This window comes from Streptomyces sp. NPDC091649 (genome assembly GCF_044756785.1).
GTDB lineage: Bacteria > Actinomycetota > Actinomycetes > Streptomycetales > Streptomycetaceae > Streptomyces.
The window spans coordinates 208,337-220,686 of record NZ_JBIVTR010000009.1 but is presented as its reverse complement, the minus strand read 5'-3'; the positions used below and the strand labels follow the sequence as shown (position 1 = coordinate 220,686).

Here is a 12,350-nt window from a genome sequence, read left to right as displayed (position 1 = left end):
GTGGCGCGCCGTAGGGTGGTCGGGCTATGACGAAGCCATCTCTCCCCGAGCTCCTGCACGCCGCCGTCACCGCCGTCGGCGGTACGGAAAGGCCCGGCCAGGTCACCATGGCCGAGGCTGTCGCCGAGGCCGTCGACGACCGATCCCACCTGCTCGTCCAGGCCGGCACCGGGACGGGCAAGTCGCTCGGCTATCTGGTGCCGGCCCTGGCGCACGGGGAGCGGGTCGTCGTGGCCACGGCCACCCTCGCCCTCCAGCGCCAGCTCGTGGAGCGCGACCTGCCGCGTACGGTCGAGTCCCTGCACCCGCTGCTGCGCCGCCGCCCGCAGTTCGCCATGCTCAAGGGCCGGTCGAACTACCTCTGCCTGCACCGGCTCCACGAAGGGGTTCCGCAGGACGCCGAGGAGGGGTTGTTCGACCAGTTCGAGGCGGTGGCCCCGTCCAGCAAGCTGGGGCAGGACCTGCTCCGGCTGCGGGACTGGTCCGACGAGACGGAGACGGGCGACCGGGACGATCTGACCCCCGGCGTCTCGGACCGCGCCTGGGCGCAGACCTCGGTCTCCTCGCGTGAGTGCCTGGGCGCGACGAAGTGCGCGTACGGCGCGGAGTGCTTCGCGGAGGCGGCCCGCGAGCGCGCGAAGCTCGCGGACGTGGTCGTCACCAATCACGCGCTGCTCGCGATCGACGCCATCGAGGGCGCGCCGGTGCTGCCCTCGCACGAGGTGCTCATCGTCGACGAGGCCCATGAGCTGGTCTCCCGGGTCACCGGCGTCGCCACAGGCGAGCTGACCCCGACCCAGGTCAACCGCGCGGTCCGCCGTGCGGCGAAGCTGGTCAACGAGAAGGCCGCGGATGCCTTCCAGACCGCCGCCGAGGGCTTCGAGCGGGTCATGGAGCTGGCGCTCCCGGGGCGCCTGGAAGAGCTGCCCGAGGACCTCGGCTACGCGCTGATGGCACTGCGCGACGCGGCGCGCACGGTGATCTCCGCGATCGGCGCCACCCGCGACAAGTCGGTCGAGGACGAGAACGCCGTCCGCAAGCAGGCCCTGGCCTCGGTGGAGTCGGTCCACGGCGTCGCCGAGCGCATCGCCCAGGGCTCCGAGTACGACGTCGTCTGGTACGAGCAGCACGACCGGTTCGGAGCCTCCGTCCGGGTCGCCCCGCTCTCCGTCTCCGGACTGCTGCGCGAGAAGCTCTTCGCCGAGCGGTCCGTGGTGCTGACCTCGGCCACCCTGAAGCTCGGCGGCGACTTCAACGGCGTGGGCGCGTCCCTCGGCCTCGCACCCGAGGGCACGGCGGGCGAGGACGTCCCGCAGTGGAAGGGGCTGGACGTCGGCTCCCCGTTCGACTACCCGAAGCAGGGCATCCTCTATGTCGCCCGGCACCTGAACACCCCCGGACGCGAGGGGTCCCGTACGGACATGCTGGACGAGCTGGCGGAGCTGGTGGAGGCGGCCGGCGGCCGCACGCTGGGGCTGTTCTCCTCCATGCGGGGAGCCAAGGCCGCGGCCGAGGAGCTGCGGGACCGCCTGGACAAGCCGATCCTGCTCCAGGGCGAGGAGACGCTCGGTGAGCTGATCAAGAACTTCGCGGCCGACCCGGAGACCTGCCTCTTCGGCACCCTGTCGCTCTGGCAGGGCGTCGACGTCCCCGGACCGAGCTGTCAGCTGGTGGTCATGGACCGTATTCCGTTCCCCCGGCCGGACGATCCGCTGATGAGCGCACGGCAGAAGGCGGTCGAGGAGGCCGGCGGCAACGGCTTCATGGCGGTGGCGGCGACGCACGCCGCCCTGCTGATGGCCCAGGGAGCGGGCCGGCTGGTCCGGGCCACGGGCGACAAGGGCGTCGTCGCCGTGCTGGATCCACGGCTCGCCAACGCCCGGTACGGAAGCTATCTGCGCGCCTCGCTGCCGGACTTCTGGTACACCACGGACCGGAACCAGGCGCGGCGCTCGCTGGCCGCCATCGACGCACGGGCCAAGGCGGACGGGGTCTGATCCGGTCGTGAACGCCCCCTCCCGCCGAGGTCCGGGTGGGAGGCAAGGCGAAGCCCCGGGACCGACGTCATGATCGACGTCCTAGGCAGAGATCCCGGGGCGGGCGGCCGTGACCGACGCTTCTCCTCAGACCCGGCGCAGCACCGCCACCACCTTGCCCAGAATCGTCGCCTCGTCGCCGGGGATCGGCTGGTACGCCGCGTTGTGAGGGAGCAGCCATACGTGACCGTCCTCCCGGCGGAAACGCTTGACCGTCGCCTCGCCGTCGAGCATGGCGGCGACGATGTCCCCGTTCTCCGCGACGGGCTGGCGGCGGACGGTGACCCAGTCGCCGTCACAGATCGCGGCCTCGATCATCGAGTCGCCGACGACCTTCAGGACGAACAGCTCGCCGTCGCCGACGAGCTGGCGGGGGAGCGGGAAGACGTCCTCGACGGACTCCTCGGCCAGGATCGGGCCACCGGCCGCGATTCGTCCCACCAGCGGCACGTAGGAGGCCGCGGGCTTGCCCGTCGTGTCGGTCGGCTGGGTGCTGGGCTGGTCCGATCCGCGCACCTCGTAGGCGCGGGGCCGGTGCGGGTCCCGGCGGAGGAAGCCCTTGCGCTCCAGCGCCATCAGCTGATGGGCGACCGAGGAGGTGCTGGACAGGCCCACCGCCTGACCGATCTCCCGCATGGAGGGCGGGTAGCCCCGCCGCTGCACGGAGTCGCGGATGACCTCGATGACCCGCCGTTGCCGGTCGGTGAGCCCCGAGCTGTCCGCCCGGATACCGGGGGGCCTGCCGGGCATGGAGCGCCCCGGGCGCGAGGGCTCGGGTCCGTCCGTGTTCGTGGCTGAGTCGTTCATGGTGTGCACCGGCTCGAGTCGGCTCTGGGAGCGGTGATCCCGGGCGGTGATGGTGGCACTGTCTGCGGTGGTGGTCACGTCGGCCCCTCTCGAATGTTCTCCCTAGCTGGACAACGGTAGTAGCTTTCGAAAGGTTGCGCCAAACACACGTTCGAGTGAAAAACGAATAAAGGGGTGCCGCGGTGCTCCCGGCAGGTGTATGAGCTTCAGGAGCGAGGCCGCGTACGGTCTTCGCGGGGGCGCGCCGCGGTCCCGGCCCGAGTCTTTCATCCGCGCCCGCGCGGCCGAGCCCCGGCGGCTCGAAGGCGTCGCTTTTCCCGTACTCTCTCCTCTGGCCCACGCTCTCCCCGAGCGGCCTCCCCGTGAGGTCCGGCGCGCGACACGCGATAGGGCCGAAAACGCGACTCAACCCTAGATCTAGTGGTTGGATCGCTCCAGTCACCCAGAAGTTGTGGTCTCGGTTCAAACGCGCTGTGGCCATCGCCTATGCTGGAGACTGCTTCCAGGGGCCCGAGAAGGGCCCTGAAGAGGCTATTCAGTCGTGCGTGTGAAGGAGGGTTGGGAGCCATGCACTGCCCCTTCTGCAGGCACCCCGACAGCAGAGTCGTCGACAGTCGCACCACCGACGACGGGACGTCGATCCGTCGCCGCCGGCAGTGCCCCGACTGTTCCCGCCGTTTCACCACGGTGGAGACCTGCTCGCTGATGGTGGTCAAGCGCAGCGGCGTGACCGAGCCCTTCAGTCGCACCAAGGTCATCTCCGGCGTCCGCAAGGCATGCCAGGGGCGGCCTGTCACGGAGGACGCCCTCGCCAAACTCGGCCAGCGGGTCGAGGAGGCGGTGCGCGCCACCGGCAGTGCCGAGCTGACCACCCACGACGTGGGGCTGGCCATCCTCGGCCCGCTGCAGGAACTCGACCTCGTCGCGTACCTGCGCTTCGCGTCCGTGTACCGGGCGTTCGATTCCCTGGAAGACTTCGAGGCCGCCATCGTGGAACTGCGTACGCAGCGGCCTTCCGCGGAGGACCGCGGGAGCGGAGAGACCCTTGAGGTCCCCGCGCCCGCCATCGCCGCCGACTGAGCGGTACCCGCCCGGGACGCCCGTGCCCGCAGACAGAGCTCTGCGGACCGGCGGCAGGGCGACATGAGATGTGCTGCCGGGGGCCGAGCGCGGCTTCCGGAGCATCGGACACACATTGTGCCTGGGAAGATCTGGGCACTTCAGGGCGTTTTCGCCCACATATGGGAGGCGGCATGACAGAGACGGCGAGCGGCCCGGCACGAGGTACCCGCACCAAGGGCGCCAAGGCGAGCAAGGGTCTGCGTATCGAGCGCATCCACACCAACCCCGGCGTGCATCCGTACGACGAGGTGGCGTGGGAGCGCCGTGACGTCGTCATGACCAATTGGCGCGACGGCTCGATCAACTTCGAGCAGCGTGGCGTCGAGTTCCCCGACTTCTGGTCGGTGAACGCGGTCAACATCGTCACCAGCAAGTACTTCCGCGGTGCTGTCGGCACGCCGCAGCGCGAGACCGGCCTCAAGCAGCTGATCGACCGGATCGTGAAGACGTACCGGAAGGCCGGGGAGGACAACAGCTACTTCGCCTCTCCCGCGGACGCGGAGATCTTCGAGCACGAGCTGGCGTACGCCCTCCTGCACCAGGTCTTCAGCTTCAACTCCCCGGTCTGGTTCAACGTCGGCACGCCCCAGCCGCAGCAGGTCTCCGCCTGCTTCATCCTGGCCGTCGACGACTCCATGGAGTCGATCCTCGACTGGTACAAGGAAGAGGGCATGATCTTCAAGGGCGGCTCCGGAGCCGGCCTGAACCTCTCCCGTATCCGCTCCTCCAAGGAGCTCCTCTCCTCCGGCGGCAACGCCTCCGGACCGGTCTCGTTCATGCGCGGCGCCGACGCGTCCGCCGGAACGATCAAGTCGGGCGGCGCCACCCGCCGCGCGGCCAAGATGGTCATCCTCGACGTCGACCACCCCGACATCGAGAACTTCATCGAGACCAAGGTCAAGGAGGAGGAGAAGATCCGCGCCCTGCGCGACGCGGGCTTCGACATGGACCTGGGCGGCGACGACATCACGTCCGTCCAGTACCAGAACGCCAACAACTCGGTCCGGGTGAACGACGAGTTCATGAAGGCCGTCGAGGCGGGCGGCAAGTTCGGGCTGCGCGCCCGGATGACCGGCGACGTCATCGAAGAGGTCGAGGCCAAGTCCCTCTTCCGCAAGATGGCCGAGGCGGCCTGGGCGTGCGCCGACCCGGGCATCCAGTACGACGACACCATCAACGCCTGGCACACCTGCCCGGAGTCCGGCCGGATCAACGGCTCGAACCCGTGCAGCGAGTACATGCACCTGGACAACACCTCGTGCAACCTCGCCTCGCTGAACCTGATGAAGTTCCTCAAGGACGACGGCCTGGGCCACCAGTCCTTCGAGTCCGAGCGCTTCGCCAAGGTCGTCGAGCTGGTCATCACCGCGATGGACATCTCGATCTGCTTCGCGGACTTCCCGACGCAGAAGATCGGCGAGAACACCCGCGCCTACCGCCAGCTGGGCATCGGCTACGCCAACCTCGGCGCCCTCCTGATGGCGACCGGCCACGCGTACGACAGCGACGGCGGCCGCGCGCTGGCCGGGGCCATCACCTCGCTGATGACCGGCACCTCCTACCGGCGCTCCGCCGAACTGGCCGCGGTCGTCGGCCCGTACGACGGCTACGCCCGCAACGCCGAGCCGCACCAGCGCGTCATGAAGCAGCACTCCGACGCCAACGCCAAGGCCGTGCACGTCGACGACCTCGACTCGCCGGTCTGGGCCGCCGCGACGGAGGCGTGGCAGGACGTGATCCGGCTCGGCGCGAAGAACGGCTTCCGCAACGCGCAGGCATCGGTCATCGCGCCCACCGGCACCATCGGCCTCGCGATGTCCTGCGACACCACCGGTCTGGAGCCCGACCTCGCCCTGGTCAAGTTCAAGAAGCTGGTCGGCGGCGGCTCGATGCAGATCGTCAACGGCACGGTGCCGCAGGCGCTGCGCCGCCTCGGCTACCAGCCCGAGCAGATCGAGGCGATCGTCGCCCACATCGCCGACCACGGCAACGTGGTCGACGCCCCCGGCCTGAAGACCGAGCACTACAGCGTCTTCGACTGCGCGATGGGCGAGCGTTCCATCTCCGCGATGGGCCACGTCCGGATGATGGCGGCCATCCAGCCGTGGATCTCCGGCGCGCTCTCCAAGACGGTGAACCTCCCCGAGACGGCCACCGTCGAGGACGTCGAGGAGGTCTACTTCGAGGCGTGGAAGATGGGCGTCAAGGCGCTCGCGATCTACCGCGACAACTGCAAGGTCGGCCAGCCCCTCTCCGCCAAGACCAAGGACAAGGAGAAGGAAGAGGTCACCGCGAAGGCCGAGGAGACCATCCGCACGGCGGTCGAGAAGGTCGTCGAGTACCGCCCGGTCCGCAAGCGCCTCCCCAAGGGCCGTCCCGGCATCACCACCTCCTTCACGGTGGGCGGCGCCGAGGGCTACATGACCGCCAACTCCTACCCGGACGACGGTCTCGGCGAGGTCTTCCTGAAGATGTCGAAGCAGGGCTCGACCCTCGCGGGCATGATGGACGCCTTCTCCATCGCCGTCTCGGTCGGTCTGCAGTACGGCGTACCGCTGGAGACGTACGTCTCGAAGTTCACCAACATGCGCTTCGAGCCGGCCGGTATGACGGACGACCCGGACGTGCGGATGGCGCAGTCGATCGTCGACTACATCTTCCGTCGCCTGGCGCTCGACTTCCTGCCCTTCGAGACCCGCTCGGCGCTCGGCATCCACTCCGCCGAGGAACGCCAGCGCCACCTGGACACCGGCAGCTACGAGCCGTCGTTCGAGGCGGACGGTCTGGACACGGAGAGCCTGGCCTCGTCGCCGGTCGACCCCGAGCCCCTGAAGGTGGTGGCGGCTCCGCAGGAGACCGCTGAGAAGCCCGCGCCGAAGACGGCGCACACCTCGGCCGAACTGGTCGAGATGCAGCTCGGCATCAGCGCCGACGCGCCGCTCTGCTTCTCCTGCGGTACGAAGATGCAGCGCGCCGGCTCCTGCTACATCTGCGAGGGCTGCGGCTCGACGAGCGGCTGCAGCTGAGACACCCGGAACCGCGTCGCCCACCACGTGCGACGCAGTCCGTACGCGTGACCGAGCTACGGCTCACGAAGGGGACCGGCCGGCGGCCGGTCCCCTTCCGCGCGTGGAGACCTTCTCCGGCGCCTCACCGGCACCTGCGCCGGGTTGTCCGGAACTGGCCGATGTCACCCTTCGGCGGCCCGGCTCCCCATCACCGCGGCGAACGTGTCGGGGTCGCCGTCGAAGCCGCGCACGGCCGGTCCGAACCCCCAGGCCCCGGAGCCGTCCCGGGTGAACTCGCCGACGACCGCCGCGGTCGCCCACGCCACATCGGAGAAGTCGCTCTCGGTCAGGACCGTGTAGCCCTCGAGGATCTCCATCGCCGTGTTCTCTATGTCGCCGAACGCCTTGTGGCCGTCGCGCTGCTGGATGGCGACACCGACCACCACCCGTCCGTACGTGTCCGCCAGCCGGTTCAGCTCGATGGTCATGACCTCGTCGAAGCCGAAGCCCTGGCCGGTCCGGCTGTCCCGGTTCAGCGTGATGGTGCCGTCCGGGGAGCGGCTGTCGAAGTGCACCAGGTAGACGGGAGCACCGTACGGTTCGTCGGCCGAGTAGGTCGCCGCGATGATGTCGAGGTCGTTGGCCGCCGTGCCGTGCGGACTGGGGTCCCATTTGACCCGTACTTCGACTTTCTCGATGTCCTTGTTAGGAGTGCTCAAGGGACTTCCCTCCCGGCCGACGGCCCGCGGACCGTTCTCATCACCCGATACACGATTCACCCGATCATGTACGGAACCGGCCGCGGAACCAACTGCCCCGGCCACGGACGGCGGATTCGGGCCATCCGGCGGTCGGAGCGCGTCCACCCGCGACCGTGACGCGTGCCACGCTCCGCGCCGTACGATGGCGCGGTGCTGGTGAAGTGGATTCGCTGCTCCGTGGTGGACCGTCATGGTTTCGAACGGGGACAGCGGAAGTGGGCGGGGCTGCTCGGCGAGCCGGGGTTCAGGGGACAGGGCGGCGGGTGGAGCCGAACGCGCCCCGACGTCGCCCATGTCTTCGCGTTCTGGGAGAACCGCGTCTTCTACGACTCCTTCATGGCCCGCGGTCAGGACCGGCCGGGGGCCGGTCAGGCGGGCATGTTCCGCGACATGCAGGTCACGCTCTTCGAGCGCCGCTTCGACGTGAAGACGGGCTTCGAGCCCCACTTCGCGGAGGCGGACGTCGTCAGGGTCGCCCACAGCCGGGTGCACGAGGAGCGCGCCGAGCACTTCGTGCTGATGCAGCGACAGGTGTGGAACCCCGCCATGGCCGGATCACCCGGCATGCTGCGCGGAGTCTTCGGCGAGGCGCCCGGCAACGAGTTCCTGGCGCTGTCCCTGTGGAGGTCGAGCGCCGAGCGGGGCAAATACCGAGCCGCCGGGGCCGAGCGGCTGGCGGCCCGCGCGCAGACCGAGACGGACGTGATCGAGCTGACGGGTGACGTCGTGGAGCTGGAACCGTCCTGGACGGTGTGACCCGCCCGGCGGCGCGCACGACACCCGGCCCCGCGGGGGCGGCCCGGCCCGGTTCACCGGACAGCCCGTAGGCTCGTGTCATGGCACGACCGCAGCGCATTGTCCTCGCCCGGCACGGCGAGTCCGAGGGCAACGCCGACGACACGGTGTACGAGCGGGAGCCGGACCACGCGCTCCGGCTCACCGCCACCGGTCTGCGGCAGGCCCGGGAGACCGGGGCGGGGCTGCGCCGGCAGTTCGGCGAGGAACGGGTGAGCGTCTATGTCTCGCCGTACCGCCGCACCCACGAGACGTTCGCGTCCTTCGGCCTCGACCAGACACGCGTCCGGGTCCGTGAGGAGCCCCGACTGCGCGAGCAGGACTGGGGGAACTGGCAGGACCGGGACGACGTACGGCTGCAGAAGGCGTACCGGGACGCCTACGGGCACTTCTTCTACCGCTTCGCCCAGGGCGAGTCCGGCGCCGACGTCTACGACCGGGTCGGGGCGTTCCTGGAGAGCCTGCACCGGAGCTTCGAGGAGCCGGACCATCCCGAGAACGTCCTGCTGGTCACCCACGGCCTGACGATGCGGCTCTTCTGCATGCGCTGGTTCCACTGGTCGGTCGCGGAGTTCGAGTCGCTGTCCAACCCGGGCAACGGCGAGACGCGGACCCTGCTGCTGGGCGAGAACGGCCGCTACACCCTCGACCGGCCCTTTCTGCGCTGGCGCACCCCCGAGCCGTACGGCCGTACCGGATAGAGTGGTGGGGCGATGACCGCTGATTCTGCTTCCGAGCGGCGCTTCGAACGCGCCCTGGCCAGCCTGCGTGGGCTGTCCGTGGGAGACGCCCTGGGCTCCCAGTTCTTCGTCCCCGTCAACTACCCCCTGCTGAAACAGCGGGCCCTGCCCCCCGGGCCCTGGCAGTGGACCGACGACACCGAGATGGCCTGTTCGGTCCTCGCCGTGCTCACCGCGCACGGCCGTGTCGACCAGGACGCGCTCGCCCGCTCCTTCGCCGAGCACCACGACTTCGACCGGGGTTACGGCCCTGCCGTCAACCGGCTCCTCAGGCTCGTGCGGGAGGGCGGCGACTGGCGGGAACTCTCCTCGGCGCTGTTCAACGGCCAGGGCTCCTGGGGCAATGGTTCGGCCATGCGCATCGCCCCGCTCGGCGCCTGGTACGCGGATGACCCGGAGCAGGCCACGCACCAGGCGGAGATCTCCTCGTACCCCACCCACCAGCACCGCGAGGCCGTCGTCGGCGCCATGGCCGTGGCCGCCGCCGCATCGCTCGCCGCCTCCCCCGACGGACCGCCGAGCCCCGAGGACCTCCTCGACGGCGTCATCGCGCTCGTGCCCCGCAGCGCGGTCGGCGCGGGGCTGCGCCGGGCCCGCGACATGCTGGACTACCGGGACGCCGGGACGGTCGCCGCTGTCCTCGGCAACGGCCGCCGGACCAGCGCCCACGACACGGTGCCCTTCGCCCTCTGGTCGGCCGCCAGGAGCCTCGGGGACTACGAGGAGGCGTTCTGGGTCACGGCCCAGGCGGGCGGTGACGTCGACACGACGTGCGCCATCGTCGGCGGCGTCGTCTCCTCGGGCGAGGCCGGAGCGCCGCCTGCCGGCTGGCTGGCACAGACGGAGGAACCACCGCCGTGGCTGGCCCTGTCCTTGCGCTGACTCCGCACCGCCCTGCGGCTCCCCCGCCCGGCCCGGGGCCGAACGGGCCCCCGTGCCGTCGCCGACGGCTGAGCGCTGATCGCTGACGGGCTCCTCGCCCGTGGGCCGGCAGGTATCTGTCACGGTCCTGCCACAGGATCACTCTGTGTGTCTGCGAACGGGAGTTCGGGACTACTCTTTCGGCCACGCCGCCCCTGTTTGATCTTGAGGGCGGGCGCCGAACGAGACGCCGGGACAGGCGTACGGCCCCGAGCCGCGCGTGGACCGGCGGGGGAGGGGTCCCATGTCCGATCAACCGCCCGAGGCTTCCGGACCGCCGGACACGTCCGGGGAAGCCGGTGCGCCCCGGCCGCCGGAACCGCCGACGGCCGCCGACGCGGCGACAGCGAAGGCGGCACAGCCGGCCGATGCTCTGTCCGCCGACCCGCCGACAGCGGAGGGGACGCAGCCGGCCGATGCTCCGTCCACCGATGCTCCGTCCACCGACGCTCCGTCCGCCGATGCTCCCTCCGCCGGCGCGGCGCGGGCAACCGCCCCGGCGCGGACTTCCGGCGCCCAGCGTCAACGGGCGGCCCAGGCGGCGCCCGGGGCCGGGAAGCCGGTCGACCCCCGGGAGCACACCGCACCGGCGCCCGGAGCCAAGAACGACGGAGCGACGGCCCGGCTCCGTCCGGCCGCTCCGTCGCTGATCCCGCCGGGCGTGCTCTGGTCGGCCCTGGCCACCGCCGTCCTGTGCGCGCTCTTCCTGCGTGACGGACTCGGAGCGAACCTCCTGATCGTGGCGGTGCCCGCCGCGCTGGCCGCGTTCTTCGCCGCGCGGTCGGCGGGCCGCCGGCTGCGACCCTGGACCGCGGTCTGGGCGGTGGGAGGGCTCGCGCTGCTCGCGGTGCCGGTGCTGCGGGACGCGGGCTGGCCCACCTTCCTCGCCGTGGCCTCGGCCTTCGCGCTCGGCTCGCTGGCGCTGCACGGCAGCCGCAGCTGGCCGGGCGTGCTGATCGGCTCGCTGGGTCTGTTCGACTCGGTCGTTCCCGGCGTCATCTGGGGCGTGCGGGGGATACGCGCGCGAGCCGGCGGCTCCCGGGCGCGCTGGGGCGCCGCCCTGCGCACGACGGCGGTGGCTCTCGTGCTTCTGGTGGTGTTCGGGGCCCTCTTCGCCGGCGCGGACGCCGCGTTCGCCGAACTGCTGGGCAGCCTCATGCCCGAGGCTTCGGTCGGTGAGGGGCCGTGGCGGATCCTCCTGTTCGCGTTCGGGCTGGCCGGCGGGCTCGCCGCCGCGTACGCCGCGGCGGCCCCGGTGCGCTGGGACGGGCTCGCCGTACGGCGCGGCACGCCCCGCGGGCGGGTCGAATGGGCCCTTCCGCTGATCGTCCTCGACCTGCTCTTCGCCGCGTTCATCACGCTCCAGCTCGTCGTCCTCCTGGGGGGCTACGACAAGGTGCGGGCGGAGACCGGGCTCGAACACGCCGAGTACGCCCGCCAGGGCTTCTGGCAGCTGCTGTGGGCCACGCTGCTGACCCTCCTGGTGATCGCCCTGGCACTGCGCTGGGCGCCGCGCGGCGGCAGCCGGGACCGGACGCTGGTCCGTGCCGTCCTCGGCCCCCTGTGCGTGCTCACCCTCGTCGTCGTCGCCTCCGCGCTGCGCCGCATGGACCTGTACGTCCACGAGTACGGCCTCACCCGGCTCCGGATATCCGTCGCCGCGATGGAGCTGTGGCTCGGGGTGGTGCTGGTTCTCATTCTGGCGGCCGGGGTCTTCGGCGCCCGGTTCCTGCCGCGGGCCGTCGCGGTGAGCGCGGCGGCCGGAGTGCTGGCCTTCGGTCTGCTGTCGCCGGACGGAGTGATCGCCGAGCAGAACGTCCAGCGCTTCCAGAACGGCGACTCGACCGGCATCGACATCGACTACGTCGAGGATCTGTCCGCCGACGCCGTACCGGCCCTGGACCGACTGCCCGAACCGGAACGCTCCTGTGCGCTGCGGCTCATCCAGAGGGAGGTGCTCCACGCTGACACCCCCTGGTACGCCACCAGCTTCGGAGAGGCGCGGGCGAGGGAGATCCTGGAGAAGCGTCCGGTGAAGGGCGACGGCCGCGACTGCTACGGCGTGGGCGGGGACCGGTCCCGCGACGGCTACGGGCCGGACGGCGACGGCTACGACCCGTACTGAGCCGGCACATCCAGAGCCTGAGCCGGCGCATCCAG

At 70.9% G+C, this 12,350-nt stretch carries 9 protein-coding genes; 7 read left to right on the top strand and 2 right to left on the bottom strand.

The genetic code is table 11. The features are described from left to right. Positions 1-26: 26 nt before the first annotated feature. Positions 27-1,997, top strand: coding sequence for an ATP-dependent DNA helicase (locus ACIQMU_RS17995; protein ID WP_402689196.1), 1,971 nt, complete (start codon positions 27-29; stop codon positions 1,995-1,997). A gap of 126 nt (positions 1,998-2,123) precedes the next feature. Here ACIQMU_RS17995 and lexA read toward each other — a convergent pair whose 3' ends face one another. After that, complete coding sequence (gene lexA, locus ACIQMU_RS17990; RefSeq protein WP_352241918.1) at positions 2,124-2,921, bottom strand: transcriptional repressor LexA; 798 nt, start codon at positions 2,919-2,921, stop codon at positions 2,124-2,126. A 489-nt stretch (positions 2,922-3,410) separates the two neighbouring features. On the opposite strand from lexA, the gene nrdR reads away from it, so the two are divergent. Then, positions 3,411-3,923: a transcriptional regulator NrdR gene (gene nrdR / locus ACIQMU_RS17985; protein WP_018962021.1), complete on the top strand. Its 513-nt coding sequence runs from the start codon at positions 3,411-3,413 to the stop codon at positions 3,921-3,923. A gap of 173 nt (positions 3,924-4,096) precedes the next feature. Further along, complete coding sequence (locus tag ACIQMU_RS17980) at positions 4,097-6,991, top strand: vitamin B12-dependent ribonucleotide reductase (RefSeq protein WP_352241919.1); 2,895 nt, start codon at positions 4,097-4,099, stop codon at positions 6,989-6,991. Between the two features lie 164 nt (positions 6,992-7,155). On the opposite strand, the gene ACIQMU_RS17975 is transcribed toward ACIQMU_RS17980, so the two are convergent. Next, entirely contained in the window at positions 7,156-7,692 is a 537-nt protein-coding gene (locus ACIQMU_RS17975; protein ID WP_402689195.1) for a TerD family protein, read from the bottom strand. A 192-nt stretch (positions 7,693-7,884) separates the two neighbouring features. Here ACIQMU_RS17975 and ACIQMU_RS17970 point away from each other — a divergent pair, with 192 nt between their 5' ends. From ACIQMU_RS17970 to ACIQMU_RS17955, 4 genes are all read left to right on the top strand, one after another. Next, on the top strand, positions 7,885-8,490 hold the full coding sequence (locus tag ACIQMU_RS17970) for a YdbC family protein (protein WP_356728978.1): 606 nt from the start codon (positions 7,885-7,887) through the stop codon (positions 8,488-8,490). An 80-nt stretch (positions 8,491-8,570) separates the two neighbouring features. After that, on the top strand, positions 8,571-9,230 hold the full coding sequence (locus ACIQMU_RS17965) for a histidine phosphatase family protein (RefSeq protein ID WP_352241922.1): 660 nt from the start codon (positions 8,571-8,573) through the stop codon (positions 9,228-9,230). A 12-nt stretch (positions 9,231-9,242) separates the two neighbouring features. After that, positions 9,243-10,151 (top strand): ADP-ribosylglycohydrolase family protein, encoded by a 909-nt coding sequence (locus ACIQMU_RS17960; protein ID WP_352241924.1) that lies wholly within the window; start codon positions 9,243-9,245, stop codon positions 10,149-10,151. Positions 10,152-10,434: 283 nt separating this feature from the next. Next, positions 10,435-12,315, top strand: a complete 1,881-nt coding sequence (locus ACIQMU_RS17955) for a DUF4153 domain-containing protein (RefSeq protein ID WP_402689194.1) — start codon at positions 10,435-10,437, stop codon at positions 12,313-12,315. Positions 12,316-12,350 lie beyond the last annotated feature (35 nt).

Excerpts from the sequence above, each read along its gene's own strand:
- ACIQMU_RS17965 (WP_352241922.1), top strand. The coding sequence starts at position 8,571 with ATGGCACGACCGCAGCGCATTGTCCTCGCCCGGCACGGCGAGTCCGAG.
- ACIQMU_RS17995 (WP_402689196.1), top strand. The coding sequence starts at position 27 with ATGACGAAGCCATCTCTCCCCGAGCTCCTGCACGCCGCCGTCACCGCC.
- ACIQMU_RS17980 (WP_352241919.1), top strand. The coding sequence starts at position 4,097 with ATGACAGAGACGGCGAGCGGCCCGGCACGAGGTACCCGCACCAAGGGC.
- nrdR (WP_018962021.1), top strand. The coding sequence starts at position 3,411 with ATGCACTGCCCCTTCTGCAGGCACCCCGACAGCAGAGTCGTCGACAGT.
- ACIQMU_RS17960 (WP_352241924.1), top strand. The coding sequence starts at position 9,243 with ATGACCGCTGATTCTGCTTCCGAGCGGCGCTTCGAACGCGCCCTGGCC.
- ACIQMU_RS17955 (WP_402689194.1), top strand. The coding sequence starts at position 10,435 with ATGTCCGATCAACCGCCCGAGGCTTCCGGACCGCCGGACACGTCCGGG.